The organism is Nitrobacter hamburgensis X14 (genome assembly GCF_000013885.1).
Taxonomy (GTDB): domain Bacteria; phylum Pseudomonadota; class Alphaproteobacteria; order Rhizobiales; family Xanthobacteraceae; genus Nitrobacter; species Nitrobacter hamburgensis.
On sequence record NC_007961.1, the window covers coordinates 26,526 to 53,033 of the forward strand.

Consider the following 26,508-nt stretch of genomic DNA (forward strand, 5'->3'; position numbering starts at 1 on the left):
CAAAGGGCGATAAATCGCCTATTGGCCGACAATGAAGGAATGAATCGGCAATGCCTGCGCAGGCCCTAAACAGTGACCCCACCGAGGACCCCGCGGACAAGATCATCCGGCACGCGGGAATGCTTTCCGAACATTTGCAGGCACGTCGCCAGCAGATGTATCCCCCGGACGCTCAGAAGAGCCTTCGGCATTTCATGACCCATGAGGTCTCGAAGCTGACGTCGATCCCGGAATCAACACTGAAGTTGATGTCGAATGAAGGGAAAGGTCCCCTCCCTGCGCGGCTCGAAAATAATCATCGAGCCTATACGCTTGCCCAAATCAACGAACTTCGGCAGCTCTTTGCCGCCCAACGTCCGGCAGATGCCCTCAGGTTTTTGCCCCACCGTCGAGCCGACGAGCATCTGCAGGTTCTCGCGGTTGCTAACTTCAAGGGCGGCAGCGCCAAGACAACAACGAGTGCGCATCTTGCTCACTTCCTAGCCCTCCATGGCTATCGCGTCTTAGCGATCGACCTCGATCCGCAAGCGTCGTTGTCGGCGATGTTCGGTGCGCAGCCCGAAATCGATGTCCGGCAGAACGAGACTATCTACGCCGCCCTGCGCTATGACGATGAACGCCGACCCATCGTTGACATCATCCGGCCGACCTACTTCACGGGCATCGACCTCATTCCCGGAAATATCGAGGTGATGGAGTACGAGCATGAGACGCCTCGTTACCTGTCGAGGCGGCAGCCGGGCTCGGAGAGCATCTTTTTCGAGCGGTTGCGTCTCGCATTGGCGGACGTTGAAGACGCTTACGACGTCGTCATCTTGGACACGCCGCCGTCACTCGGCTTCTTGACATTGGGCGCCATCTACGCGGCGACTGGGCTTCTCGTGACGGTCCATCCCGCAATGCTCGATGTCATGTCGATGAGCCAGTTCTTGCTGATGATGGGTGATCTCATATCCGTTATCCGCGATGCCGGCGCGACCATGAAGCAGGACTTTCTTCGATATGTCGTCACCCGCCATGATCCGTTTGACCAATCGCAGGTCCGGGTCGTGACGATGCTGCGGCATCTGTTCGCTGAAGATGTGCTGACTGCGACTGCGATCGCGAGCACCGCGATTGAGACGGCAGGGTTGGCTAAGCGAACCCTCTACGAGTTGGAGCCAGGCAACATTTCGGCAGCAACCGCGAAGCGGGCGAGAGAATCAATCGACGCGGTCAACGAGCAGATCCTGGCATTGGTTACCCACGCTTGGGGGCGAACATGACGAGTAAAAGTCGTTCGGGACGATCGATACTTGCCAACTTTGGATCGTTCTCGGAGTCTGAGACGACCTCGGACCCCTCCCCTTCAAGTCCCGCCCGTGTGGATGCGCCGGCGCAACCGCCGGCCCGAGTCGGAGCTGGGGTTATTGGAGCAACGCAGCGATCATTAGCGGAACTGCGCGAAGAGCGGGACAAGCTTCAGGCGCTCGTTGACGCTGCCGGCGGTTCAGAGCTTGATCCGGGCTCTATCGATCCCTCCCCTTTCCCGGACCGGCTGCCTGATGACAGTCAGGTCGATTTCGAAGCACTCAAAAAACTTATTGCCGAAGAAGGTCAGAAGGTGCCGATCCAGGTCCGGCGGCATCCGAAGGTCAGCCGTCGATACCAGGTCGTTTACGGGCATCGCCGCTGGCGAGCGGCCTTGGATCTCGGCATCAAGGTCAAAGCCACGGTTGTCGCGCTGTCGGACAGCGAGCTCGTCGTCGCACAAGGTATCGAGAACGCGGCGCGTCAAGATCTGAGCTGGATCGAGCGCGCGCTTTTCGCGTGGCGAATGGATCAGGCCGGCATCAAAGCCCGCGATATCCGCGTCGCTCTTTCGATCGATGATCCAGAGCTAGCCCGCCTTCGGGCAGTGTGCCGAGCCGTCCCGGTCGATGTGATCGAGGCGATCGGCCGGGCGCCGAAGGCGGGTCGGCCCCGTTGGGTCGCGATGGCGGCTTCCATCGGAGAGGACCCGGCTGCGCTGGATCGGGTGCGAAAAACCTTGTCAGGTGACAAGGTTTCCATCCTGACCTCCGACGATCGATTCAAGCTCGCCCTTGCCGCTGTAAAGGCACCATCGGCGCGCTCGCGAAGCGAGATCGAACTTCGGGGCCCAGCGGGCAGGGTCCTCGGGAAGGCTACCTTCGCAAAAGGGGACATCAAGCTCACGGTCGCCGAGGAGCACGCATCCGGATTTGGCGCCTTCCTGGAGGAAGAGCTGCCGGGGTTGGTGGAAAGATTTTTTGCCCGAGAGGGCACTGAGTGATTTTCGGCGTGCGGTCCGACCTTGTCACCTGACAAGGTTTGGCTGGACGGCGGGAAGGGCAGAGGCCTCGGCCGAAGCCGGACGATAGTGCGACAAACACAGAGGTAGCATGCGGTAAAAAGAAAGGCCCCGAAACAGTGTCCCGGAAGCCTCTCTCGTAATGTCTGGCGACATCGAGAATCTCACTTCCGCGAATCACAGTCAAGAGCCTCTTTGAGGCGTTGGACACCATTTTGGTGAGCGCTTTCGCTTTGCCTAAAAGCTGAGGGCACGACCATGACGGAACACCTAGCAACGACGCCCTTTGGGCGGCGACCGATGACGCTTGGCATGATTTCAAGCCAGCTGGCCGCGAAGAAAGAGAAGTCGGAGACGGTCATTGTTCACAAGTGGCACGTCTTTCAGCACATCAAGGAGGCGCGCCAGGTGCTCGGCGCGACCGATCGCGCCCTGGCAATCCTGCATGCGCTTTTGTCATTCCATCCGGAGACGGCTCTACAGGGCGATAGCGAGTTGATCGTCTGGCCGTCCAACGAGCAACTGATGGCACGGGCCAACGGGATGCCGCCCACGACGCTGCGCCGGCATCTGGCCATCCTTGTCGATTGCGGTTTGATCATCCGCAGGGACAGCCCGAACGGGAAGCGCTTTGCCCGCAAAGGGCGGGGCGGAGAGATCGAGCAGGCCTACGGCTTCGACCTGGCGCCGATCGTGGCAAGGGCTGAGGAATACAAATCCCTGGCCGAGGCGGTACAGGCCGAGAAGAAGGCTTTCCGGGTCGCCAAGGAGCGGCTCACCATCCTGCGCAGGGACATCGTGAAGATGGTCGAGGCGGGGATTGATGAGGGCGTGCCAGCGGACTGGAGGCGGTTTCAGCAGACTTACCAGGACATAGCGGTGCGGATTCCCCGGACCGCCCCCCGCCAAATCCTGGAAAGTATCGGCGGCGAGATGGAAAAGCTCTGGCGTGATATCCGAGAGCTGTTGGAATCGTTTACGAAAACACAGAATATGGACGCCAATGAGTCCCATTCCGGGCGCCACATACAGAATTCAAATCCAGACTCTCATTCTGAATCTGAAGAGGGTCCGCCAAAAAAGATTGAAGCGGGCGGCAAGGTCGCGGCTACCGACAACCTGCGGAGCTTGCCGAAGCGTGAGTTGCCGTTGGGAATTGTACTGGACGCCTGCCCGGAGATGCGCTGGCTGATGAAAGACGGCGAAATCCGCCACTGGAGGGATTTTCTGGCCGCGGCGGAGCTCGCCCGGCCGATGTTGGGGATCAGCCCGAGCGCGTGGTGCGAGGCGAGGGAAGTTCTGGGCGAACAACAGGCTGCGATCACGCTTGCTGCGATCTATCAGAAATCCGACCAGATCAGCAGCGCCGGCGGCTATTTGCGCAGTTTGACCGAGCGCGCCAAGGACGGCAAATTCTCGGTCTGGCCGATGGTCATGGCGTTGTTGCGCGCAAAACTCGACGCCTCGAAGCCGCCGGCGACCCAGAGTGGGCGGGATTCCGCCGAGCCGCAAAAAACGGCCCAGGGCGGCGGTTTGCAGCCGAGCGACCAATTGCGGACCCCTCTGTCTAGGTGGCAAAAGTGATCCGAGCTGGCGAGCCAGCAGGTGCCATCTTGCTGGCAGATCACTTATGGCTATATGCTTAAGGCCAAGGAGGCAAAGGATATGGCTGAACCGCAACTTTCTGTTCGAAGTGCGAAGGCTCGCGATCTTGCCCATCGTCTGGCGCGTCGGGAGAACCGCTCGATCGCTGACGTGGTCGAGCGCGCGTTGGAGGCCTACGAGGAGCGGGCGGCCGGACGGGAGCCGCCGACGGCGTTCTACGCCCGTCTGAAGGCGAGCGCCGATGCCGACATTGATCTCGAAGCAGTCATCCGCGAGGGGCGGCACCCACACACGGGGCCAGAGCTTTGATCTTTCTCGACACTAACGTCATCTCCGAGACCCTGAGAAAAGCCCCCGATGACGGCGTGCTTGCCTGGCTGGTTCGCCATGATGCCGAGCTTGCGCTTCCCACGGTCACGATCGCCGAGATCGCATTCGGTATTCAGAAGATCAGACCCGATCAGCGCGCTGAGCGCCTGGAACGGGGGCTGTTGGATTGGCGGCGACGCTTCGCCGATCGAATCTTTGGCCTGACCGAAGAGGCCGCGCTGGCCTATGGCGAGATCATGGGGGAGGCGACACGCCGCGGCCAGCCGATCTCCGCGCCCGACGGAATGATCGCGGCCATCGCCCGCGTCAACGGCGGTCGCTTGGCCACGCGGAATCGGAGTGATTTTGCTTCGACAGGGCTCGAGCTGATGTCGCCGTGGGACTTCTGACGGGTCAAAGTCCGGCCGCTTTGGTCAAATTGACCCGAAACCGGTCGCGGCGGCGCTGATAGCGGCGGGTCATTTCGGCGCTGGCGTGGCCGAGCTGCTTTTGGACATAGCGCTCGTCGACCTCGGCCGAGGAGGCGAGGCCGGCGCGCAGCGAATGGCCGGCGAATTTCTCCTCGCGTTCGCCTTCGGGGAGATCGCCCCGGACACCGGCCGCCAACGCCGCGCATTTCACCAGACGAGCGACCTGCCGATCGGTCAGGCGATCTGGCCCGACGTCCTTGCCCTGGCCGATGACGCGGCGGAACAGCGGCCCATGGCCGATCTTGGCCAGTTTCAGCCAGGTCTGCAGCGCGATAACGGGGCAGGTGGCGTCGGAGGAGCCACGGCCGATTTCGACCTCGCGCCAGCCGGTTTTGCCGCGCAGGGTGACGATCATGCCCTTGTCGAGGATCTCGACCCAGCCACGGCCGTCCTCGGTGTCGTCGCGATCAACATCGAGGCCGACGATTTCCGAGCGGCGCAGGGCTCCTGCGAAGCCGATCAGCAGCATGGCGCGGTCGCGTAATCCCCGCAGGGTGCCGCGATCGAGCGTTTCCAGCATGGCGATGACGTCTTCCGGGAGAACCGCTTCCTTCTGCCGGGGCGGGGCGGCGTGGGTGTTGCGGATGCCGGCGAGCACGGTCGCGATGTGCCGATCCGCGCGATCGAGCGGCGTGCCGCGCTGGGCATAGGTCCAGGTCAGGGCCGAGAGCCGGCGTTCGATCGTCGCGACCGAATTCGGCTGGTGATCGGCGGTCGCCGTGCCCGAGGCGCAGGCGGTAATGTAGAGCCCGACCGTCTGGGCCGAGGGCGGCAAGACCTCGAGGCCCTGGCGCCGGCACCAGGCCGAAAAATGCTTCCAGTCGGAGGCGTAGGCGCGGCGGGTGTTGGCCGAGCTCGCGGCCTCGACATAGCCGCGGGCGCGATCGGCGAGCTGCTCGAGGTGGGCGGGTAGAGGAGGGGAGGGAGCGTCGCCCGGCTCTCGCACGGCCTGCGAAGGGACGAGAAGGCTGTCGCTGCCGGGAGAGAGATTGTTCATCGTCAGGCCGCCTTGATGTCGGTCTGCGAAAAGTCGTTGCCCTTGTACAGCAGGGGTTCACCGCTGAGGGCGGCCAGGGCATAGGAAAAGCAGTCGCCGAAATTCAATCCGGCCGGGTGGCGGCCTTTGCCGTAGCGACGCCAGGCGCGCCGGGCCTGGTCGGCGTGCTCCGCAGTCACGGGAACGATCTCGACGTCCGCCTTATGCAGCCAGAGATCGAGTTCTGTCCCTCCCGCCTCGCCCAAACGGGCCTCGATGACCATGGCCGCTTCGAGGACGGTTGCCGCCGAGATCAGGCGGACCGGATCGTCGGCGATGCGCTCACGAAAGCGCGCAGCGTCCGGCTCATTGAAGAAGATCGCGACAATCGGGGACGTATCGATCACCATCAGTTTGGAACGCCATTTTCGTCGTAGCCGATGATGTCGTCGGGGCTGCGGGGATCGAGAATCGGAAGCGCATTCAGTCGACGCTGCATCGCCTCCATATCCTCCAGAAGGGCGGCCTTGCGCGCCTGCGATTCCGTTCGCTTCAGCCGCTCCTCGATCGCGCGGCGGGTTGCGACGGTGATGGTCTCCCCGGTGCGCTGGGCCAGTGCGCGCGCGAGCTTTTCGGTCTCGGGATCCTTGATGCTTAGCGCCATTGCAGGGTTCCTTGGTTCCTACTCTTCAATATTCTACCTATATAAGGCGTCTCGACCCAAGCGCCCAGCACATTTTTGACGGCGGGCGAGGTTCCTTCGCCGGCGCTCAGGCGGCGCGGAGCCGTCCTGGGCATCGAATTCGGGGCTGTGCGGGGCGTCAGGGCTTGTCGTTCGCGTTTCATTGGCGGACAGCAAGTCATTGATCTGGCACGAATCGTGTTTTAGGTTCATGAGCGGATTCTAGCCGAATCAACGGATTTTTCGTAGTATTTGAGCGGACAAACTTCGCAGCGAGGTCGCTGTGGTTCATGGGCCTGACAAGAACTCGGTCGATGAGAGTACCTGGAGCGAGGCGGTTTCGAGGGAGGCCGTGATCCGACGACTGGTGTCGCTTGACCGTCCCGGCCGGTCGGATTTCCTCCGCGCTTGCCATGAACTCGGCGTCAAACGAACCCGCCTCTATGAGCTGATCGGGGCCTATCGCGAGCATCCCGTCGCGAGTTCACTGTTGCCGCGCCCGGCAGGCACGCGACAAGGCAGTCGCCGATTGCCGGACGAGACCGAAGCGGTGATCGCCGAGGCGTTGCAGGACTTCTACAAGACACGCCAGAAGCCGAGCATCAATCGGCTGCACAAGGAAATCCGCCGGCTCTGCCGTGTGCGCGGCCTGCGGGCGCCATCCTGGCATGCTGTCAGAGCGCGGATCGCTGCGCTTGATCCTGCCGAACTCGCCATGGCGCGGGAGGGTCCGAAGGCCGCGCGGGACCGTTTCCGGCCCGTTCCGGGGCAATACGAAGCGGGGCATGCCTTTGCGGTTGTTCAGATCGATCATACGCTGGTCGACGTGATCGTCGTTGATCGCCAGCACCGACGGCCGCTGCAAAGACCGTGGTTGACGCTCGCCATCGATGTTGCGAGCCGCATGGTCGCGGGCTTCTATCTGACGCTCGAGGCGCCGTCGGCGGTTTCGGTTGCGCTCGCAATCCAGCACCTCGTGCAGCCGAAAGAGCCATGGCTTGCCGGACTGGGGATCGATGCGGATTGGCCGACCTGCGGATTCCCCGAGGCGATCCATGTCGATAACGCCAGGGAATTTCGGTCGCGCGCCCTGCGACGTGGCGCGGAGGAATATGGCGTCGAACTGATCCACCGGCCGGTCGCGACGCCCCATTACGGAGGCCATATCGAACGGCTGATCGGCACGATGATGGGCGCGGTCCATCTTCTGCCGGGCACAACCTTCAGCGATATTGACGAGCGCGGCGATTATGATTCAGCCGCCAATGCGATGATGACGCTGGATGAACTTGAACAGTGGATGGCGCTTGAGATCACGCGTTACCATGCTGATCGGCATGGAGCCTTGGGAATCCCGCCGCTGGCGGCCTGGCATGAAGCCTTGGCCCGCCGTGTCAGGCCCGTGTGTCAGCCCCATGATCTCGCCGGTTTCATGATCGATTTCCTGCCTTCCGTTGACCGGCAGGTCCGACGCGACGGCATTCACCTGTTCGGCCTGCGTTACTGGGATGACATCCTGAGCATCTGGGCCGGCCGGCTCGATCGGCCTTTGCGTGTGGCTTACGACCCACGCGATCTTTCCAAGATCTACGTCAGGGCTCCGGATGGCACGCGCTGGCCGATCCGCTTTGCCGATTTGCGGCGACCGCCGATTACGCTGGGCGAGCATCGCCGCGCCCGGACCGCCCTGCGGGAGCGCGGTCTGGCGCTTGTCGACGAGCAATTGATCTTCGAGACCATCGAAGCCCAGCGCATGCTGGTCGATGAGGCCACCCGGCGCACCAAAGCGGCGCGTCAGCTGGCCGAAAAGCGCGACCGCGCGCTCGGCGCCGCCACGGCGCACAGCTCCTCGGCGCCGGCCGAGCCGAGGCAAGCCGAGGACGATCGACCGATCGACTGGAGCAAGGTGCCCATCTTTCCCGTCGAGGAATGGTCGTGAGAGGGGAGGGGGCCTACGAGCACCTCGACGCTCGCTACCGCCGCTATGCCGCACTCCCGGACGAAGAGCGCATCGCCTGGATCAAAGCGGACCGCTGGGTTGGCTTCGACCAGGCCGCCGCAGTGCTGGCCCGCCTGGAGGCATTGCTGGTCTATCCGCCGCGTGACCGCATGCCGTGCCTGCTGATCTACGGCGACACCGGCATGGGCAAGACCAAGATCATTCGCAAGTTCGAGCGCACCCACCCGGCGACCTTGTGTCAGTCGACCGGCGTCACCAACCGGCCGGTTGTCGTGGCGCAGGTACCCTCGGAGCCGGTCGAGCGGGATCTCTACCGCGAATTGCTGGCCAGCCTGCAGGCTCCCGCGCTCGTGGGCGGGGCGCTTGCCCGGGAAAAGGACATCTGCCGCTCGCTGTTGCGCACGGTCGGCGCCAAGCTGATCGTGCTCGATGAGGTCAACGGCATGCTGGCGGGGACCTATCGGCAGCAGCGGATTTTTCTGAATGCATTGCGGTTTCTCGCAAACGATTTGAGAGTGCCGCTGGTCTGCGCCGGCACGGATCTGGCGCGTCAGGCCTTGCTCACCGACGCCCAGCTCGCCGAGCGCTTCGAGGCGTTTCATCTCAAGCCCTGGAAGAACGACCACGCCTATGCGCGGCTCCTGAAGAGCCTGGCCGGCATTCTGCCGCTGCGAGCACCGTCCGATCTCGACAGCGACGCGGTTCGGGAACGGATCCATATGCTCACCAGTGGCGTCACGGCCCGGATTTTTCGGTTGATCGAGACGGCGGCCGAAGAGGCCGTCCGCTCGGGACGGGAACGGCTCGACCTCATGAGCTTCGGCGATGACCTCGTCTTGCCGCTGGTGTCGATGACGCAATCGGCACGCCGGCGGGCGCCGCAGGCGGCGGCACGGTGAAGCCGACAAGCCGTTTGCCGGTTGCGCCACGACCCTATCGCGACGAATTGCTGTCATCGTGGCTGGCGCGGGTGGCATGCCGCTATGGCCTCACAGCGCAGGAATTAGCCGGCTATTTCCCCGCAGGGCAAAGTCCGGCGCCGCCTCGGCCGATCGATGACAGCACGCCGGCGGCAGATCAGACACGGGAGTGGGCTGCGGCCTGCGGTGTCGATCCCGAGCGCCTGCGGCGTCTGTCCCTGAGCCGGCGCTATCCGCGACGCCCGCGATCCTGGTACGCAACCCGGGGGCCAGAATGGGCGCTGTCGATCGGGTCACCGCCGGTCTGTGCCGCCTGCTTTGACGACGATCATGCTGCCGGCCGCGACGCCTATCTGCGAGCCCATTGGGAGCTCGCTGAGCTTTGCGTTTGTCCTCGACATGGCCGGCAGCTTCATGATCGCTGCGGGCGGTGCCACCGGCCTCTTTCCCTGGGCTTCCGCATGCGCGGGGGATGCGCGCGGCCCGTCTGCAACCATTGCGAAGGGGTTTTCACCAATCGGGGAGGGGAGGGGGCCCAGCCTCACGATCCAGCCCTTGCCGGTTCGGTGCTCGCCGTGCAGGCGTGGATAACGGCAGGTATCGACCGCGCCGATTCCGAGCGGGAGCGGTTCGAAAGGGCGCTCGCGACGCTCTGGGCGCCGCTCGACCATCCGGCTGCCGCACGGCCCGTGCTGGCCCTGTGGTTCAATGAAGCCGGCTGGCGCTGTCCCTACGACGTCCGGCACGCCGTCGGCGTCAATGCTCCGCTGGGGCGATTGCCTGTGCGCTGGCGCTTCCTGACGCTGCTCGCTCTCAATGATACCTTTGGCGGTGATCTGCGTGGGGACGGAGGAATGCCGCCTCCGGCTGCCCATCTGATGCGGCGGGCCGCGCCACGTCGGGAACGCCTCTCAAGGCCAAGCCGAGACGGCCGCATGTCCAGCCACAAAAGCGCTCCTCAGCCGAATACGAGCGCCTGGCGCGTCAAATTCTGGCTGATCCGCGCTGGATTGCAGCCAAAAGCTGCCCCAGCGACAGCGGGAGCGCGTTCGGGCACTATGCTCGGGGAATCGCACAACGATGCGCGAGATTTCGTCCGGGCGGCGATTTGCGTGGATTGCGGCACTCTGCTCGACAAGAGAGGCCATTCCCGGCTGACGTCCGGGAATGGGCCGCAAACCCGGTCCGCTCAATGACCGCAAATTCCGACGCCTCCAGGCGCCGATTGGGGGCTGTCCGGCGGTGAAATGCGAGCGACACATCTCATTTTGTCTATAAAGAGCAAAACGACCGATAAGGCAACATTATCGGTCGTTGGTATGCCCCGACAGGCGCGGCGGTTTGTCCGAATTCTATGGCGAAAAGCGCCGCGCCATATTACCGTTCCGGATGCCCTCGCGCGCCCGAATCACGTTCGAACCGCCGCCGAGCTTCGCCCCGGCACCAAGCTGGCTGCGCCGCCGCGCGCCGCCGGAGATGGTCACAGAAGCCTTATTCTATGCGGGCGCGGCGCTGGCGGCGCTGCATCCGATCGCCCGCGACGACCACCGGCTCGGCCGCCTGTGGCGGCAGCGCCTCGCCCTGGCCAGCGCGACCGCGCTGGCGCGGCAAAGTGGGCGCACCGAGGACGAAGCGGCGCTGCGCGACGCCTGGTATCTGCGCCGCGACAGCGACGATCCGGGTCCGGCGGGCCGCATCCTCAACGCCTGGCGCCAGCTCGGCGAATGCGACAGCGGCGATGTCGAGGCCTGGATCGTCGCGCTCGCGACTTCACTCGGCCATCCGCTCAACGCGCTGCCGGACCAGGTCGTCGAACTCGCCGGCCGCCACGCCAAGCGCGAGCACACCATGCCGGTGCTCGCCGCTGCGGAGATTGCTGCGGCCAGTCGGCGTGTTCTGCCCAACGAAGACCTGGTGCCACTGTGGCTCGCCGACGCGGTCCTCGCGCACCAACTGCGCTGGCCGGCGCCGGTGCCGCTGCTCGCGGCCCAGCTGTCGCGCGGCGCGCTGCGCAAGGCGCCGCAGCATCTCGACGGCGAGACCGTGTTCATGACCGCGCTCTGCACCGCCTACACCACGGCCGCGGTGGCGGCGATCGACCGCTACAACGAGCTCGCCCGCCGGGCGGCGCGCCTGCTCGCGGTCGCGCCGACGCTGCGCAGCAGGGACGCCGACCATACCGTGTCGGTGCTGCTGATCGAGGATGCGCAGCCGGCCGCGCAGGGCAAGTCGGCCAGCGACCGCTCGAGCCGGCGTCTGTTCGAGCGGCTGGTGGCGCTCGGCGCGGTGCGCGAGCTGACCGGCCGGCCCGCCTTCCGGCTCTACGGGCTCTGACATGTTGGGAGATTGATGTGGGCCGGCGCGCGCGACAAACAGACAATCTCGATACCGAACTGACCGACCTGCCGCCAAAACTGCGCTGGCGCGAATGGATGGGCCGGGTCGAGGCGGTGATCTTCGCCGCGCCCGAGCCGGTGCCGCGCGAGGTTCTGGCCCGCGTCGTCGGCCGCGCCTGCAATCTCGACCTCATCGTCGACGACATCCGCGACGAGCTGCGCGGCCGCCCCTATGAACTCGTGTCTGTCGCCGGCGGCTGGCAGCACCGCACCCGGAAAGGGTTCGCCGAAGCAATCCGCGCCGCGACCGGGTTGGGCGACCAGGTCCGCCCGCTCTCGCAAGCCGAGAGCCTGATCCTGCTATGCATCGCCTACTACCAGCCGATCACCCGCGGCGAACTCGGCCGGTTTTTCGGCCAGGAGGTCAGCCGCGACCTGATCGGCTATCTGCGCCGCCTTGGCTTCATCGCGTCGGGGCCGCGGGCGCCGCAGCCCGGCGCGCCCTACACCTACGTCACCACCAACGGCTTCCTGTCGCACTTCGGCTTCGCCACGCTGCGCGACCTGCCGGATATGGAGATGCTCGAGGATGCCGGCCTGCTCAGCAAGGACAAGCTATTGGCGGGGGACTTTCCTGCCGGTTTTGGCGCCGGCACGACCGCTGGCGATGGTGACGACGAGGGTCCGGAGCGTGACGAGCTGCTTTCAGACTGACGATCGGTCGGACGGGGCTTGGACGACGCTCTGGACCGAGGTCATGTCGCACGCTTTAGAGTGTCGGCGCGCCGCACCGCGGCGGATGCGTGCCTAAGCGCTGTGAGATCGAAGCTGTCGGTTTTAACATCGGCTGGATACGTTTTGCGGCAACCCTCGCGCGGCATCGCAAGCCCGCGACACAATAATTCGCACACGGATTCGAGAGTGCCGGCAATGCCAGCGGCGCGAACGGATCCAATCGCGCCAGAACGCGATGGTCGCGCCGTCGTCATGGCGCAGCGGAGTCAAGCCGCGGTCGTGGCGATCGATGCAGCCATCCGGGCCGCCACCGATAATTGCGTCAGTGCGTGAGCAACCCCAGGAGAGATGGCATGCCGCAGATAGATCAGCCGCCGCGTCAACGAACTTCTGGCGGCAAACCTGCGGGCCGCCTCGACGCGACAGAGATCGTCGATCACCTGAGCCTTGCACCGGGTCGCGGCGAGACCTCTGACCCGCGCGGCGATCCGCAAATCATGGCCGCAGTGCCTGCAAACATGCTGCGCGATCAAATCGCGCTGGGCGAAGGCCGCGATGCCCTGCCGACAACCGACTGGCCGATGTCTTCGCCGCCGTTGACGCGGCGATCGCCAAGGCCGACCGCACGCTGGCCGGCGAGATCGCCGGTCAAGCGAGGCATCCGCCCGAGCGCGACCCGCTGGTCTACGACCTCGACTGGGACGAGGAGGAACACCTCGAGGAGTGGCGCGCCATAGTCGTCCGAACCCATCATCACCGAAATGCGCACCCGGACGCTGCCGCGGCGACGGCCCCCCGCCTCACCGTGCAGCTCGAGGCGATCGCCGCCGCGGCCGAAGCCGGCCTGAAGGATCACGATCGCTGGCAGACAGCCCGAACGTTGCTCGCGCGCAAGCTCGACGGCCGCCGCTCGACCTCCCGGTTGCCGGCGCTGCTCGATTACGTGCTGACCCGCCTGATCGTCTCCGCCGGCATGATCGCCGGGAATTTCAGGTTACGCCCCGCGCGGCCCAGGCCCTGGTCGGCGAGCTGGGGGCTGCGCGAAGCCACAGGCCGGGGACGGTATCGGGCCTGGGGGATTCTCGAGCGGAGGCGCCAGATACGAAGACGGTCCGTGCGGTCGGCCTGCGGAGATCCCTAAAAATACCCTGAGCTTTACATCGTCTTTACATCGCGCTATATTATGCTCAGGAGGCACCATGGCCCAGGCACGCAAGAAGGACACCAAATCCCGTTCGCTGATCAACCTGCGGGTCTCCCCGGAGGATCGGCGATTGATCGACCGCGCCGCCACGGCGACCGGCAAGAACAGGTCGGAATTCATGCTCAATGCCGCGCGGTTTGCGGCCGAGGAGGCGCTGCTCGACAAGGTGTTATTTCGGGTCGACGCCAAAACCTATGATGGACTGATTGCCTACCTCGACGAGCCGCCGTCCGCGGATGCAAACCTTCGCAAGCTGATGCAGACCACGCCGCCGTGGCGGGGCTGACGAAGGCCGCGCCGCTCAGCCTTCCGGAGGTATTGCGGGAGGATCACGCAACCGAAAGCTTCGACAGCGGCGAGCCGACACTCGATACTTGGCTTGTTCGACGCGCCAGGGCAAACCAGATCAGCGGAGCCTCGCGCACTTACGTCGTCTGCCGGGAACGAAAGGTCGTCGGATATTACGCGCTCGCCAGCGGCGGGATCGATCTGGACGCGGCGCCAGGCCGGCTCCGGCGTAACATGCCCGATCCGCTTCCCGTCGTGGTCTTGGGCCGCCTTGCCATCGCGCGCGGCGAACAAGGTCAGGGGCTTGGCCAGGCGATGCTTCGCGACGCCTCCCTGAGAGTGTTGCAGGCGGCCGAGCGCGTTGGCGTGGCCTTGCTCGTGGTCCACGCGCTCTCTGAACGTGCAAAGCAATTCTACCTCAGTTGCGGATTCAAGGAATCGCCGCTTGATCCCATGACGCTCATGACCAGGGTCAAAGATCTTGGTGATGCGCGTGTGTGACCAATTATTTTGGTGGGACGCGCAGGGCCGCCGCGACATGGTCTCGACAGCTCCACGCCGCCACGACAAAACCGCTCGACATCTGCAGGCCGGTTGCGGAGCTCGAAGTCAAAGACAGTGTCTGCCTGCCGGCCGGGGACGAGAGTCTCTCTCAACCTGGACGGCGTCGGCGCGGGCGAAGAAGCAATGTCGTTACAATCCTAAGCCTCGAATGCACGGAATATTTCTCATACCGCACGAGACGCGCCCACTACAGTGTGGAGGCGCCCAATGATAACGCAATCGAAAGAGCTCGGCTGTATTGAAGCTGCATGCGTCTTGCGACAATCACCAACTGGGCTTACGGAGCGACTCTTCTGCTGACATTCGCGTCGGGCGCGACGATGCTGCTCGCTTCGAACGTCCAGGACGGGGAACGAGCCGCGGTTGCGCAGCGCGAGCTCCTGGACCAGGCAAGCGCCAAGATCGCGACCGAAGTCACATCGCTCAGCGACAAAGCGCGCGAATACGTCATTACGGGCGACCCCGTGCATCTCGACATCTACCAACGCGACGTAACAGCGCTGCGATCGGTCGAGGAGAGGGTCCGGAAAATCGAGGATCTCGGCGCAAGTCCTGACGAGGTCAACGCGCTGACTGACGCAATGCGCCTGGCCGATGCTCTTCAGGATGAGCAGCAGGACGCGGTCAAGATTCGCCAGCAGGGCGATGCGGACCGGGCGCGCAGCATCCTGTTCGGCATCGAGTATGATCGCCAGCTGGATCGGGTCGCCGCAGACGTGGAGCGATTTCAATATCGCCTCGATCAACGGACAGACAGCGAAGTCGCCGCAGCCGTCAACGTCTCGAAACTCTGGAAGACCTTTTCGGAGGTCGTCCTCGGCGTCACCGGCCTATTGTTTCTCTGCGTCCTTTACTTCGTCTTCAAGCGGCGTGTGTTGCGTCCTGTCGTCAAGCTGAGCGACGTGGTCAACCGTCTGGCGGCCCAAGACTATGCCGTCGAGCCTCCGGACTACGGCGAGATCGATGAGATCGGCGACATGGCGCAGGCCATTCGCGTCTTCCGCGAAAACGGCCTTGAACGCCAGCGGCTGGAAGAGGAGCGGAATGCGGATTTCGCAAAGCGCGCGCTCTTGTCCCGGATGACACAGCGCATGCAGGAATGCGAGACGATGGCTCAGCTTGAGCGGGTGATCGGGGGCTTTGTCCCGGAGATTGCGCCTGGCCTCGCAGGTCGCCTTTATCTCTTGGATGAAAGCCGCAATCTTTTGGTTGAGGCCTGCTCGTGGCTTGGAGCGGTCCGTTCGCCTCGCGAGTTTCCCCCTATTGCGTGCTGGGCGCTGCAACGAGGCGAGTTGCATCGCCCTAAGGGGTGTGCCGCCGATGTCGTCTGTGATCACCTCGGCGACGAACAGCCGATCGACTCAATTTGCCTGCCGTTGAACGCGCAGCGGACCACGGTCGGGCTTCTCTACCTTGAGCCGCGCAGTGACCTCTGCCAGCCCGACCCGAACGTGCCGGAAATCTATCTCAAGATACTCGCGGAAAACGTCGGTCTCGCAGTCGGCAATCTGCGCCTGCGAGACAGGTTGCGCGCCATGGCCATGCTCGATCCGCTGACCGGCCTTGCGAACAGGCGCCAGCTTGAGACTGTCCTCGAATCCAGATTGTTGGAGGCGAACAGGGCCAACCAGCCCATCAGCTGCATCATGCTGGACGTCGATCATTTCAAGCGTTTCAATGACGATTACGGACATGATGCCGGCGACGTCGTCCTTCGTGCGGTCGGCGATCTGCTAAAGCGATCGACGCGCGACACTGACGCTTTTCGGTATGGCGGGGAGGAGTTCCTGTTGCTCATGCCCGACATGGGGGCGGAGCACGCACTTCTGCGCGCCGAGGAGACTCGGTGCAAGATCAAAGACCTGCAGGTCGAGCACGGCGGACGCGAACTCGGGACAATCACCGCCTCTCTTGGCACGGCGACTGCGCCGGATCACTGCATGTTCAGCCAGCTTGTTCGAACGGCAGATGCCGCCCTACTGCGCGCCAAAGAGTCGGGGCGCAATTGCGTGGTCCAAGCCGAGCAAAGGGGGATCGCGCCGGAGGAAGCTGCGCAAACATCGAGGTCGGTCTCGGCCGACAGCGAGTAGGTCTCATCCGCATCGCCATCAATCAGACACCCGCGATCCAAAGCTCGGCTCCAGGAACGTTTGCCGGCAATTCTGGCACTCGGCCACCATTGAGCTGTACAGCCGCCATTCTCGACGGAGTGGTGTCTCATTTAACGGTCGTAACCCGCGCCACGGCCTTGCGGGTCAGCGTCGCGAGCTCGTGACGCCGCGTTCGGGACGTGGTCCGGCCTTCGTCGTTGTTCGATTACCTGACGGGCGCCACCGTCCAATCCGGCGCTCGGCGACCGATCTTGCGACCGCGCCATCGGAAGATGAAGGCGCATCGAAGTCGTTGGCTTGTATCAGTGTCCGAACGCTGCTCACATTGATGCACCATTTGCACAGCACGGTGGCCTCCCACGTTGAGGAGGTGATTCGCGATGAACATGCCATCGAACCCACACCGCGTAGCGTCTCGGACCCTCACCAAACTTCCAAACCCGGGGATCACGACTCTCCCGAGACTTTGGCTCGATTTGCCGGCGGAGACGCGGCAGCAGATCGCGTGGAGCTTCGCGCTCCTGCTTCTGAGGATGCGGTAAGCCGCTCCTGCCGAGCAAGCGCAAAGTCCGCGCCGTCCGGCATCACCCCGCCCTCCCTTACAAACAGCTCTTGCAATTCATGGCGTCGCTGTGCGCGGATGAGACTGACTCGGCGGTGCTTCTGCGCTTCTGCGGTTCATCGTCCTGACGGTCGCGCGGTACAATGAGGGCGCGTTTGCCGAGTGGAGCGAGATAAACGTTGAGCAAAAGCTTTGGACCATTCCCGGCGCGCGGATGAATGGCGACAGGCAAACAAGCCGCACGTGGTCCCGCTAATCGACGCGGCCTTGAAGGCGCTAGCCCGTCTTATTCGTGAGAGTGCGCCTGAGAGGCTGGCGAGCGTGGTGTAAAGCGCTGATGCGGCGTAGGATTCGGTTGCGAAGCCAACCCCATGACCTTCAATCGCGAACGCCACGCCCGCCATGACCGATGATACGATTCTGCCATTCTCGTTTCCAGCCGTTCACGCCAAGAAAGTCACAGCTGCCTTCGATGGCGGTCGCTTGACATCGAACGGGGGCGTGATGCTTCTGGCGACGGCCGAGCGACGTCTCGGTTTGGCCGACAAGTTGGCCCGGGTGTTCCCGGACCGGCGCGACCCGACGCGGGTCGTGCACAGCCTTGTCGATATGTTTCGCGCTCGCATGTTCGCGATCTGCTGCGGCTACGAGGACGCCGACGACCTCGATCATCTGCGGTCCGATCCGGCATTCAAGCTGGCCTGCGGACGGCTGCCGGACAGCGGTCGCGATCTGTGTTCCCAACCGACGCTGTCGCGCCTGGAGAATGCTCCGCGCCTGCGCGACGTGATCCGGCTGACCTACACTTTGGTCGACGCATGGATGGATAGCTACCCGCGCGAGCCGGCATCCGTCACGCTCGACATCGATGATACCTGCGATGTCGTCCACGGTCATCAGCAGCTCTCGCTGTTCAACGCTCATTATGACGAACGCTGCTTCTTGCCGATCCACGTCTACGACACGGAGAAGAGCCGGCCCGTGGCGGTCGTGCTGCGGCCGGGCAAGACGCCGGGCGGCGTCGAGGTGCGCGCCCATCTGCGCCGCCTGGTACGGCACATCCGCACGCGATGGCACAACACGCGAATTACGGTCCGTGGCGACGGGCACTATGCCCGGCCGGAGGCGATGACGTGGTGCGAGAACAACGGCATCGACTACATCTTCGGCCTGTCCGGCACCAAGCCGCTCGCCAGAAAAGTCGACGAGGTCGCTGACGACATCCGCACCCGACGCGCCATCGAGAACCTGGCTGTTCTGCGCGGCTATACCGAGACGCGCCACAAGGCCAAGTCCTGGGATCGCGAACGGCGCACCGTCGCCCGTATTGAGGCGACGATGCTCGGCCTCGACATCCGCTTCGTCGTCACCAGCCTCGATGCCGGCTCGGCCGAGTGGATCTACGACAGCCTGTATTGCGCGCGCGGCCAGGCCGAGAACCTGATCAAGCTGCATAAGACGCAGCTCGCCTCCGATCGCACCAGTTGCCGTTCGGCGCTCGCCAACCAGGTCCGTCTCGTGCTCCATACCGCCGCTTATTGGCTGATGCTGACCGTGCGCGACGCCATTCCCAAAGCCCGCGAATTGGCCACTGCCGAGTTCGCGACGCTGCGTCTTCGTCTCTTGAAAATCGCAGCCAGGGTCGTCGAGACCGCGAGCCGCATTCGCCTCGCGTTCGCCGCGGCATGTCCCGAAGCCGACCTCTTCCGCAGCTTGCCGGGCTCGCTGCTGCCACACGGTCCTTGACCGCCGGGGCGTGCGCCCCCTTCGCCCAACCCATCCCTCAAACGCGTTGCAAAGTACCGGTCGTCAGGCGGTGAAAAGCCGAAGGCAATCCTATGCGCCTCGTCCGAGGAGATGTGCAGTCACATCAATCGAACCAAAAAACCGCACTCTCACGAATAGGACGGGCTAGAGGTGGCCCGCGAGCGCGCCGGAGGCGAAGGTCTAATCTTCCCCGGCAGGTGACGCGGCAAGCCGATTAGCGACGTGTCGCTCGCGAAGGCGATTGCGCGCCACACTAAAGAGCAGGTGACGACGCATGGCTTCCGTTCGACGTTCCGCGATTGGGCTGGCGACATGACAAACTTCTCGCGCGAGGTGTGCGAGCAAGCATTGGCCCATGCTGTGGCGGACGAAACGGAAGCGGCTTATAGGCGTTCGGATGCGTTGGTGAAGCGGCGGCGGTTAATGGATGAATGGGCAACGTACTGTGCAGGTGGCTGGAGTGTTCGGCACGGCTGACATCTGAAGCCGTTAAGGCATTTCGCGCCTTGGGGCTGATGCCACGCCGCTATATATCGCCGCGTGGACCGCCGCGTCTTTTGCGGCTCTAATTTCGCGTGCGGCTTTGAGCGCCCGGCGCAGAAACGGGTCTTCTGTCTCTTTGGTCAGAGTAATCAGCTTGTTGCAGTTGAGGCAATTAACCTGTGCTCCATCGCGGACGCGGCTGGCATTCTCCCTGAAAATATGAGTGCAGGCTGGGCAGCGGATTTTCACCTTGTCATCCATGGCAATATCCCTTGTGAGAAAGGGCAGTGTTGCGCAATGGGATTACAAAATTCTGAAAAGGATCGATAGCAATGCATATTTCATCAGCAACCGGCCAGAGGATGCACGTCATCCGCCCCCTCTTTAAAGTCCCTTTTCTATGGTCTCGAGTTCGCATCATCCGAACAACCACCCGCACGCTCCACCAAAAACGCCCATCGAGGGCGCAGGCGGGCCTATTCGGAACCTCGAGTATTGTTCCGTCATCTTTCGGTATGTCCAAAGATACTTTGCGCCGCATAAGGCCAAAGTCGAAGTCGCCGTGCAAATTGCCCAGCGCTGGGTCCTGGCGCGTCTGCGCAATCAGCGCTTCTTTTACCTGGCAGAGCTGAACGCCGCCATCCGCGTGCTCGTCGCCGAACTCAATGGTCGCCAGATGCGCGGCTTCGGCTCCAGCCGCGTCGAACTCTTCGTCGAGATCGACAGGCCGAAGCTTGGGAAACTGCCGGACCAGCCATACGCCTTTGCACGCTGGAAGCGCTGCCAACGACGCTTAGCAGATCGTCGCTCCCCGGCAACGACGGAGTCATTTGCGGTAGGAAGTCGTTCAGGGCACAAGCGTCATCCTTGTCGCGAGAATCTTGCCGATGCGTCGCCCGTCCAGATCGACGATCTCGAAACACCAATCTTCATATACGAAAGACTCGCCGATCCCGGGCAGATGACCGAGTTGGGACAGCGCGAATCCGGCAACCGTGTGATAATCGCCGTTCTCTGGGCGCTTCCGGAATGCAAGGCGGTCGAATACGTCGTGTGCCGGCGTCATCCCGTCAAGGAGCAACGATCCATCCTCGCGTTCGATGATATCCGCCGATCCATCCTCGCTGTTCGGCAAATCGCCGGCAATCGCTTCAAGGAGATCGGTCTGCGTGACAATGCCCTGAAGGATTCCATATTCATCGACGACGATCGCAAGCCGCACGGGAGCTTGCTTGAACATGTCCAGCATCCGGAATACCGACATGGATTCAAGAACGAGCAACGGCTCCCGGATCACCTCCAATGGATCGAGGCCCTCTCCACCCAGCACGCGATTAAGCAAATCCTTTTTGAGGAGCATGCCAAGAGGCTCGTCGATGCTGCCCCGCCCAACGAGCAACTGCTCGTGAGGACAGTTTCTGATCGTATCAAGCATGTCGGCGCGATCCGAATCAGCATTGACCCAGTCGATTTCAGGCCGCGCGGTCATGATGTCGCCGACCTGCCGCTCCCCGATGTTGAGAACGCGAAGCACCACCTCTTCCTGTGCGTCTTGCAGGATGCCTGCGTCCTGACTGGCTTGCACCAGCAGCTTCAACTCCTCCGGTGAATGCAGCGAGGATTCGCCCGTTCCGGGCCGCAGGCCGCAAAGCCGGAGAATCAGGTTGCCGAGGCCATTCAGTATAACGATTGCTGGACGCAAGATGAGCAGGAACAGCCCCAACGGGCGCACAATCACAAGCGCGGTACTTTCGCTTCGCTGCAATGCCAAGCTCTTTGGCGCCAATTCGCCCAATACGATATGCAACGTAGTGATGATGCTGAAGGAAACGACAACCGCTACGGCATGCGCGCCGGCGGTCGCAAGGGAATCCGGGAATGCCTTCCACAGCGGCTGGATCAATCCCGCCAAGGCAGGTTCGCCAATCCAACCCAAGGCGAGTGACGAAATCGTGATTCCCAATTGCGTGGCGGCTAGATTGACATCAAGGTGCTGGATGGCTCGTTGAAGGACAAGGGCCCTTCTGCTGCCGCCGGCGACCAATTCGGCAACCCTGCTCGGACGAACCGCCACCAAGGAGAACTCGGCCGCGACGAAAAATCCGTTCGCCGCAACAAGAACAAAGATCAGTACAATACCGATAAGATTGAGGCTACTGCCATCGCCGTCAGGCATAACTCTCCTCTTGGGTTGATTCAAAGCTTCGTATACTCGCTATACGATCCGTCATACCCAGCCTCAACCTTGCCGCTTCCCATAGCTTCTCCCGGCGATCTCCTGCGTTCGCAAACCGTGGCCGACTATCACTCCGGCGCGTGGCCGGATTCTACTCCGCCGTTGACAGCAATGACTATGGCAAGGAGAAACCCGCGATTCCTCCGCATTCCAGCTCACGCCCGTCCAGATCGCTGACGAATGAAATGCGAGGCTAGTCCTGCAGCTGCAACCAAGAAGGGCAGAGCGAGCAGGAAAGCAAAGGGACGATCAAGCGTCGCCAGCCAGAGAGCAAGGTCGGAAAGGAAACTCATCGTTCTATTATAGCACGGACCGCGTCACCGGCCAACGGTTCGACCGTCTCAGTCATACCATCAACTGAGTTTCGCGTCGCTCGATTATGCGGCCAAGAAGAAGCGCACGAAGCGAGATGTGTTTTTGGCTAAGATGGCAGGCGTGGTGCCTTGGGTCGGGCTCGAAGCTTTGATCGAGCCGCATTATCCCAAGGCTGGTCCGAGCGGCGGTCGGCGACCATTTCCATTGGCCGTGATGCTACGGATTTATTGCTTGCAGCAGTGGTATAACCTCTCTGATCCCGGCGCGGAAGAAGTGCTTTACGACATTTGCTCGATGCGAACGTTTGCGGGTCTGGAGCTCGGACGCGCCACTATTCCCGATGAGACGACCATCTTGAACTTCCGGCATCTGCTGGGGCGTCACGAGTTGACGAAGGTGATATTCGTCGCGATTGCGGAGTTTCTGGAGACTCGCGGTGCTCTGCTGCGTGGCGGCACCATCATCGACGTGTGTTTTTGGCCGAGATGGAAGCCGTGGTGCTCAATCATGGCGGTGATCGCTGCATCTCGTTCGGAGGCATGCGCATTGACCGGGATGTCGGCGCCGAGGTCATCGTGCGTTTGTAACCGCTCGGAATCGAGGCCGCGCTCGCAGCACAGGCACTCGCAGTCGCGCAAACGAGGACAAGCGACGACAGATCGCGCTGGCATTGGAGCAGGCTCGCTACGAGGTCGGCCGCGCGCGTCGCCAGTATGATGCCGTCGATCCCGACAATCGCCTGGTCGCCTCGGAGTTGGAGACGCGATGGAATGAGCGGCTGACTATTGCCCGCGATTTGGAGGCGGAGCTTCAGGAACTGACGGCATCACCCGCTGCCGAGCCGGCGCCCGCCGACCGCGAGCGGCTGATGATGCTCGGTGCCGATCTGCAAAGTGCATGGACGAGCGCCGGTGTGACACCAGAGGCAAAGAAACGCATCGTGCGGACGGTGATCGACGAGATCGTCGTCCGCGTCGAGGACAACGCGCTCGATCTCGTTATCCGCTGGCACGGACGCGACCATTCGGCTCTTAAAGTCAAGAAGAACCGCACGGGCCAACACCACTGGAGCGTCGAAGGCGAGACCATCGTCGTGCGCGTGCTGACACGACAGATGCCGGACAAGGCGATCGCCTCGGTGCTCAATCGGGCCGGCAAAACGACGGGACGCGGAAACGGCTGGACGCAATCGCGGGTGTGCAGCCTGCGTAGTCACAATACGATTCCAACCTATCGGGAAGGCGAGCGCCGGGAGCGCGGCGAGGTAACGCTCGACGAGGCTGCGGCAGCTCCATCCGTTAGTCCGTCGACCGTGCGCCGTCTGCTCAAAGATGGTCAACTCTCGGCGAATCAGCTCTGTAAGGGAGCGCCTTGGATCATCCACGCCGCCGACTTGGACCGAAACGACGTGAAGGGCGCGGCCACAGCCCGCCTCTGAGACGTCCGCCGTCCAGTAGCCCGCTGCAAAAAACTCTTGCTTTAACGACATGGACAGGTGAGCATTATGCGCGGGACGTGCTCATTCGACAGCTCTTTCGCACCGGTGATGTCGCTGAAGACTTGGTCGAGCGGCGCCTCTTGGCCGTTGATCAAGCGGAGTTTTAGAGCCCCCTTGCCGGGATCAGCAAACCCCTCGGCCTTTAGGCGACGGGATGCATTAGCATCCGACGATGCAAACGGCGAAGTCTGGCAGTCATACGGTGTGGGACTGCAAATACCACATTGTGTGGGTGACGAAGTATCGGTTCGCAGTTTTGGGTGGGGATGTCGGCTTTCGCGCCCGGGAGTTGTTGCGGGAAATTGCGTTGAGCCATGAGATGGTTATTCATGCCGGGACGATAAACCGGGATCACGTCCATCTGTTGTTGTCGATCCCACCACATCTATCGGTCTCTCGTGCGGTGCAATATCTCAAAGGCAAGAGTTCTCACAAGCTTCTGACGGAGTATCAGTCGCTCAGGAAGCGATACTGGGGCAGCATCTATGGGCAGGGATACTGGGTTGCTTCGAGCGGAAACGTCACCGATGAAGTGTGGAAGAAGTACATAGAAGACCAAAAGCCGCCTGAGCCAGATGACAACTTCAAGGTCGTCTGACAATCGACCCGAAGGGTCGATCAAATCCGGCTTCCAGCCGTAATCCGAAGCCACCGGCTTTAGCCGGTGGAGCGTTCACACCGACGGTCGATTTGGATGGATGGCTTCAAGGGAATAACAACGCCGCGCGGCTGTCATGGTCCGGTGATCGCGAGGTTGCATCTGCGCGTAGATGCGCATTGATCCCAATCGTCTTTCGATGGAAAGATGCGGGTTCGATTCGGTCAATATCCAAATTGCGGAAAGCGAATGGTTTTGGAACCAGGGCGGCTTCGCCCTTACTCAATTCTTCGATCCTTTCTCGACAGTGAGGCCTCCGCTGGGCTGACACTGATGTTCGTCGCCGCATTGGCGTTGCTGCTCGCCAATTCGCCGTTCGCGCCCGTCTACTTCGATGTGCTGCACCGTCAAGTGCTGGGCCTGACGGTGCTGCACTGGATCAACGATGCGTTGATGGCGGTATTCTTCCTGCTCGTCGGGCTCGAGATCAAGCGCGAGTTCTTGGACGGGCAACTCGCGACCTGGTCGCGGCGCGCGTTGCCAGGTATCGCAGCCCTCGGCGGCATGGTCGTACCAGCGGTGATTTTCATCGCAGTTAATGGGGGCGAGCCAGCCAATCTCAGAGGATGGGCCATTCCGTCGGCGACAGACATCGCCTTCGCACTCGGCGTGCTCTCACTGCTTGGCCCCCGCGTCCCTGTGTCTCTTAAGATTTTTCTGACCGCGCTTGCCATCCTGGACGACCTAGGTGCTGTCTTAATCATCGCGCTCTTCTATACCGCCGAGCTTACTCCGCTGATGCTAATTCTCGCAGCCGCGACGTTGTTGGGTCTCGCGGCCCTCAATCGGTTCGGTGTGAAGCCCCTCGCACCCTATCTGGTCCTCGGGGTGGTGCTCTGGTTCTTTGTGCTGCAGTCGGGGATCCACGCAACGCTCGCAGGTGTTGCACTGGCGCTCGCCATCCCCTTGCAAGCTTCCACAGGCGGCGGTCCAACATCACCTCTACATCGGCTCGAGCACGCACTCAATCCGTGGGTGGCGTTCCTCATCGTGCCGGTATTCGGCTTCGCCAATGCCGGCGTCTCATTCGCCGGGCTCGGTCTCTCGGCACTGCTCGATCCGGTGCCACTCGGCGTTGCACTGGGCCTTTTCTTCGGCAAGCAGGTAGGCGTTTTCGGCTTCGCATGGCTGGCGATCTGGCTGAAAATTGCCGACATGCCACGTTACGCCTCTTGGGCACATCTTTATGGAGTGGCAGTGCTCTGCGGGATTGGCTTCACCATGAGCCTCTTCATTGGGCTCCTCGCTTATCCGGAGTCGGCCGTTCTCCAGGACGAGACAAAAATCGGCGTGCTGCTGGGTTCGACGCTCGCCGGCCTCATAGGTTGGCTGATCTTGCGCGTCACCAAGGCAGGCTTCCCCGAGCGAACCTAGTACCTCCTTTTCTTAGAAGGTGAGTCGTGATTCAAGATCGGGATGATCCCCGAAGCAAGAGAAGTTCGCCTTTCGAGGAAAGATCGCAATGTGCTTGAGGCGTGTTGTCGCTCACCGGTGACGTTGCAGCGCGATTTGAAGCGAGCGCGGATAGTTCTGTTGGCGGCGGACGGGCGCAGCACCCGCTCGATCGCCAAAGAAGTCGGGGTCCAGCCGCGGATTGTCAGCCTTTGGCGGCACCGCTATGCCGATCATGGCCTTGAAGGGCTGCAAGACAAGCCGCGACCCGGCAAGCAGCCGATCTATACGAAGGCTACCGACAAGCGGATTCTGAAGCTGCTGGACAAGCCGCCCCCGCAAGGGTTTGCGCGCTGGACCGGCCCTCTGCTGGCCGGGGCGCTGGGCGATGTTGACGTCCAATATGTCTGGCGGTTCCTGCGCAGCCACAAGATTGATCTCGCGGCTCGCAAGTCCTGGTGTGAAAGCAACGACCCGAACTTTACGGCCAAAGCCGCCGATGTTGTTGGCCTTTACGTCGCCCCGCCCGCAAAGGCCATCGTGCTATGCGTGGACGAGAAGCCTTCGATCCAGGCATTGGAGCGAGCGCAGGGTTATCTGAAGTTACCCAATGGCCGCGCCTTGACCGGCCAGAGCCACGATTACAAGCGGCATGGCACTACAACATTGTTTGCGGCCCTCGAAGTTGCCACCGGAAAGATCATCGCGGCTCATTCAAAACGCCGTCGCCGCGTCGAGTTTCTTGACTTCATGAACAGCGTCACCGCGGCCTTTCCGGACCGAAAGATTCACGTCATCCTCGACAACCTCAACACCCACAAGAAAAACGAGCACTGGCTCAAGGCCCACCCCAACGTGCAATTTCATTTTACGCCGACAAGCGCGTCCTGGCTCAATCAGGTCGAGGTATGGTTCTCGATATTACAGGGCCAGTCGCTTAGCGGAGCCTCCTTCACAAGCCTCAAGCAGCTTCAGGAGCACATCGATGCCTACGTCAACGCGTACAACGACAAAGCCGAGCCCTTCCTCTGGACCAAGAAAAAGGTCCGTCAACGTCGCTTCCAAGGCCGCCGTATCACTCAGCTATGATTCCGGGTACTAGTCA

Annotated in this window: 28 protein-coding genes and 3 pseudogenes; 23 read left to right on the forward strand and 8 right to left on the reverse strand. The window is 62.4% G+C overall.

The features are described 5' to 3' along the window. Positions 1 to 50 precede the first annotated feature (50 nt). The 5 genes from repA to NHAM_RS23315 all read left to right on the forward strand — a co-directional run bounded on the left by repA (position 51) and on the right by NHAM_RS23315 (position 4,635). Complete coding sequence (repA, locus tag NHAM_RS23295) at positions 51 to 1,265, forward strand: plasmid partitioning protein RepA (protein ID WP_011505226.1); 1,215 nt, start codon at positions 51 to 53, stop codon at positions 1,263 to 1,265. Further along, positions 1,262 to 2,293, forward strand: coding sequence for a plasmid partitioning protein RepB (gene repB / locus NHAM_RS23300; protein WP_011505227.1), 1,032 nt, complete (start codon positions 1,262 to 1,264; stop codon positions 2,291 to 2,293). Before repA ends, repB begins: the two co-directional genes overlap by 4 nt. Before the next feature lie 276 nt (positions 2,294 to 2,569). Then, positions 2,570 to 3,895: a plasmid replication protein RepC gene (gene repC, locus NHAM_RS23305; RefSeq protein ID WP_011505228.1), complete on the forward strand. Its 1,326-nt coding sequence runs from the start codon at positions 2,570 to 2,572 to the stop codon at positions 3,893 to 3,895. Between the two features lie 81 nt (positions 3,896 to 3,976). Beyond that, positions 3,977 to 4,225 carry a type II toxin-antitoxin system VapB family antitoxin gene (locus NHAM_RS23310; RefSeq protein WP_041359822.1) on the forward strand — a complete coding sequence of 83 codons (249 nt, stop codon included), beginning with the start codon at positions 3,977 to 3,979 and terminating at the stop codon, positions 4,223 to 4,225. After that, the gene (locus NHAM_RS23315; RefSeq protein WP_011505230.1) at positions 4,222 to 4,635 is read left to right on the forward strand and encodes a type II toxin-antitoxin system VapC family toxin; all 414 of its coding nucleotides are present in this window, start codon (positions 4,222 to 4,224) and stop codon (positions 4,633 to 4,635) included. Before NHAM_RS23310 ends, NHAM_RS23315 begins: the two co-directional genes overlap by 4 nt. Positions 4,636 to 4,639: 4 nt before the next feature. On the opposite strand, the gene NHAM_RS23320 is transcribed toward NHAM_RS23315, so the two are convergent. Genes NHAM_RS23320 through NHAM_RS23330 form a run of 3 tightly spaced genes read right to left on the reverse strand, consistent with a single transcriptional unit; the run spans position 4,640 to position 6,356 of the window. Further along, complete coding sequence (locus NHAM_RS23320; protein WP_011505231.1) at positions 4,640 to 5,713, reverse strand: tyrosine-type recombinase/integrase; 1,074 nt, start codon at positions 5,711 to 5,713, stop codon at positions 4,640 to 4,642. Positions 5,714 to 5,715: 2 nt separating this feature from the next. Next, on the reverse strand, positions 5,716 to 6,102 hold the full coding sequence (locus NHAM_RS23325) for a type II toxin-antitoxin system VapC family toxin (RefSeq protein WP_011505232.1): 387 nt from the start codon (positions 6,100 to 6,102) through the stop codon (positions 5,716 to 5,718). After that, positions 6,102 to 6,356: a type II toxin-antitoxin system VapB family antitoxin gene (locus tag NHAM_RS23330; RefSeq protein WP_011505233.1), complete on the reverse strand. Its 255-nt coding sequence runs from the start codon at positions 6,354 to 6,356 to the stop codon at positions 6,102 to 6,104. The genes NHAM_RS23325 and NHAM_RS23330 overlap by 1 nt, the downstream gene beginning before the upstream one ends. Before the next feature lie 301 nt (positions 6,357 to 6,657). Between NHAM_RS23330 and NHAM_RS23335 the strand changes: the two genes are divergently transcribed. The 6 genes and pseudogenes from NHAM_RS23335 (at position 6,658) to scpB (ending at position 12,304) form a co-directional block, all read left to right on the forward strand. Continuing rightward, the gene (locus NHAM_RS23335) at positions 6,658 to 8,313 is read left to right on the forward strand and encodes a Mu transposase C-terminal domain-containing protein (protein WP_011505234.1); all 1,656 of its coding nucleotides are present in this window, start codon (positions 6,658 to 6,660) and stop codon (positions 8,311 to 8,313) included. Next, positions 8,304 to 9,233 carry a TniB family NTP-binding protein gene (locus NHAM_RS23340; RefSeq protein ID WP_041359759.1) on the forward strand — a complete coding sequence of 310 codons (930 nt, stop codon included), beginning with the start codon at positions 8,304 to 8,306 and terminating at the stop codon, positions 9,231 to 9,233. Before NHAM_RS23335 ends, NHAM_RS23340 begins: the two co-directional genes overlap by 10 nt. Next, positions 9,230 to 9,655, forward strand: a pseudogene (locus NHAM_RS29520) (TniQ family protein); the annotation flags it as partial. The gene NHAM_RS23340 and the pseudogene NHAM_RS29520, both read left to right, overlap by 4 nt. Positions 9,656 to 9,829: 174 nt before the next feature. Further along, the gene (locus tag NHAM_RS28735; RefSeq protein ID WP_245270144.1) at positions 9,830 to 10,450 is read left to right on the forward strand and encodes a hypothetical protein; all 621 of its coding nucleotides are present in this window, start codon (positions 9,830 to 9,832) and stop codon (positions 10,448 to 10,450) included. Between the two features lie 145 nt (positions 10,451 to 10,595). Beyond that, on the forward strand, positions 10,596 to 11,588 hold the full coding sequence (locus tag NHAM_RS23350; RefSeq protein WP_245270145.1) for a DUF1403 family protein: 993 nt from the start codon (positions 10,596 to 10,598) through the stop codon (positions 11,586 to 11,588). 17 nt (positions 11,589 to 11,605) lie between these two features. Beyond that, positions 11,606 to 12,304, forward strand: a complete 699-nt coding sequence (gene scpB / locus NHAM_RS23355; protein WP_011505238.1) for an SMC-Scp complex subunit ScpB — start codon at positions 11,606 to 11,608, stop codon at positions 12,302 to 12,304. Positions 12,305 to 12,591: 287 nt separating this feature from the next. Here the strand turns inward: scpB and NHAM_RS23360 are convergent, their stop codons facing one another. Both NHAM_RS23360 and NHAM_RS28740 read right to left on the reverse strand, forming a co-directional pair. Continuing rightward, positions 12,592 to 12,765, reverse strand: coding sequence for a hypothetical protein (locus NHAM_RS23360; protein WP_157043864.1), 174 nt, complete (start codon positions 12,763 to 12,765; stop codon positions 12,592 to 12,594). 89 nt (positions 12,766 to 12,854) lie between these two features. Continuing rightward, positions 12,855 to 13,181, reverse strand: coding sequence for a hypothetical protein (locus NHAM_RS28740; RefSeq protein WP_041359764.1), 327 nt, complete (start codon positions 13,179 to 13,181; stop codon positions 12,855 to 12,857). On the opposite strand from NHAM_RS28740, the gene NHAM_RS28745 reads away from it, so the two are divergent. From NHAM_RS28745 to NHAM_RS27370, 6 genes are all read left to right on the forward strand, one after another. Beyond that, positions 13,131 to 13,466 carry a helix-turn-helix domain-containing protein gene (locus NHAM_RS28745; RefSeq protein ID WP_245270146.1) on the forward strand — a complete coding sequence of 112 codons (336 nt, stop codon included), beginning with the start codon at positions 13,131 to 13,133 and terminating at the stop codon, positions 13,464 to 13,466. The genes NHAM_RS28740 and NHAM_RS28745 overlap by 51 nt on opposite strands. Positions 13,467 to 13,524: 58 nt before the next feature. Continuing rightward, complete coding sequence (locus NHAM_RS23370) at positions 13,525 to 13,815, forward strand: DUF1778 domain-containing protein (protein WP_011505239.1); 291 nt, start codon at positions 13,525 to 13,527, stop codon at positions 13,813 to 13,815. Then, on the forward strand, positions 13,803 to 14,318 hold the full coding sequence (locus NHAM_RS23375; protein WP_011505240.1) for a GNAT family N-acetyltransferase: 516 nt from the start codon (positions 13,803 to 13,805) through the stop codon (positions 14,316 to 14,318). The genes NHAM_RS23370 and NHAM_RS23375 overlap by 13 nt, the downstream gene beginning before the upstream one ends. Before the next feature lie 311 nt (positions 14,319 to 14,629). Further along, positions 14,630 to 16,471: a sensor domain-containing diguanylate cyclase gene (locus NHAM_RS23380; RefSeq protein ID WP_011505241.1), complete on the forward strand. Its 1,842-nt coding sequence runs from the start codon at positions 14,630 to 14,632 to the stop codon at positions 16,469 to 16,471. 985 nt (positions 16,472 to 17,456) lie between these two features. After that, the gene (locus NHAM_RS23390; RefSeq protein WP_011510130.1) at positions 17,457 to 18,800 is read left to right on the forward strand and encodes an IS1380-like element ISNha3 family transposase; all 1,344 of its coding nucleotides are present in this window, start codon (positions 17,457 to 17,459) and stop codon (positions 18,798 to 18,800) included. 243 nt (positions 18,801 to 19,043) lie between these two features. After that, positions 19,044 to 19,298, forward strand: coding sequence for a hypothetical protein (locus NHAM_RS27370; RefSeq protein ID WP_157043865.1), 255 nt, complete (start codon positions 19,044 to 19,046; stop codon positions 19,296 to 19,298). Between the two features lie 12 nt (positions 19,299 to 19,310). Here NHAM_RS27370 and NHAM_RS23395 read toward each other — a convergent pair whose 3' ends face one another. After that, on the reverse strand, positions 19,311 to 19,565 hold the full coding sequence (locus NHAM_RS23395) for a hypothetical protein (protein WP_011505242.1): 255 nt from the start codon (positions 19,563 to 19,565) through the stop codon (positions 19,311 to 19,313). Between the two features lie 280 nt (positions 19,566 to 19,845). On the opposite strand from NHAM_RS23395, the pseudogene NHAM_RS25995 reads away from it, so the two are divergent. Continuing rightward, positions 19,846 to 20,091 (forward strand): annotated as a pseudogene (locus NHAM_RS25995) (IS21 family transposase); the annotation flags it as partial. A 60-nt stretch (positions 20,092 to 20,151) separates the two neighbouring features. Here the strand turns inward: NHAM_RS25995 and NHAM_RS23405 are convergent. Continuing rightward, positions 20,152 to 21,480 (reverse strand): hemolysin family protein, encoded by a 1,329-nt coding sequence (locus NHAM_RS23405; protein ID WP_011505244.1) that lies wholly within the window; start codon positions 21,478 to 21,480, stop codon positions 20,152 to 20,154. A 417-nt stretch (positions 21,481 to 21,897) separates the two neighbouring features. Between NHAM_RS23405 and NHAM_RS26000 the strand changes: the two are divergent. Continuing rightward, positions 21,898 to 22,323, forward strand: a pseudogene (locus NHAM_RS26000) (transposase); the annotation flags it as partial. On the opposite strand, the gene NHAM_RS28750 reads toward NHAM_RS26000, so the two are convergent. After that, positions 22,236 to 22,493 (reverse strand): hypothetical protein, encoded by a 258-nt coding sequence (locus NHAM_RS28750; RefSeq protein ID WP_245270147.1) that lies wholly within the window; start codon positions 22,491 to 22,493, stop codon positions 22,236 to 22,238. The pseudogene NHAM_RS26000 and the gene NHAM_RS28750 sit on opposite strands and share 88 nt — an antisense overlap. A 32-nt stretch (positions 22,494 to 22,525) precedes the next feature. Between NHAM_RS28750 and NHAM_RS23410 the strand changes: the two genes are divergently transcribed. The 4 genes from NHAM_RS23410 to NHAM_RS23425 all read left to right on the forward strand — a co-directional run bounded on the left by NHAM_RS23410 (position 22,526) and on the right by NHAM_RS23425 (position 26,492). Beyond that, positions 22,526 to 23,293, forward strand: a complete 768-nt coding sequence (locus NHAM_RS23410; RefSeq protein WP_245270148.1) for a helix-turn-helix domain-containing protein — start codon at positions 22,526 to 22,528, stop codon at positions 23,291 to 23,293. 232 nt (positions 23,294 to 23,525) lie between these two features. Beyond that, positions 23,526 to 23,951 (forward strand): IS200/IS605 family transposase, encoded by a 426-nt coding sequence (gene tnpA / locus NHAM_RS23415; protein WP_011505245.1) that lies wholly within the window; start codon positions 23,526 to 23,528, stop codon positions 23,949 to 23,951. A gap of 249 nt (positions 23,952 to 24,200) precedes the next feature. Beyond that, a complete protein-coding gene (gene nhaA / locus NHAM_RS23420; RefSeq protein WP_041359768.1) occupies positions 24,201 to 25,385 on the forward strand; it encodes a Na+/H+ antiporter NhaA in 1,185 nt (394 codons plus the stop codon). Between the two features lie 42 nt (positions 25,386 to 25,427). Continuing rightward, positions 25,428 to 26,492, forward strand: a complete 1,065-nt coding sequence (locus NHAM_RS23425; RefSeq protein ID WP_011505247.1) for an IS630 family transposase — start codon at positions 25,428 to 25,430, stop codon at positions 26,490 to 26,492. Positions 26,493 to 26,508 lie beyond the last annotated feature (16 nt).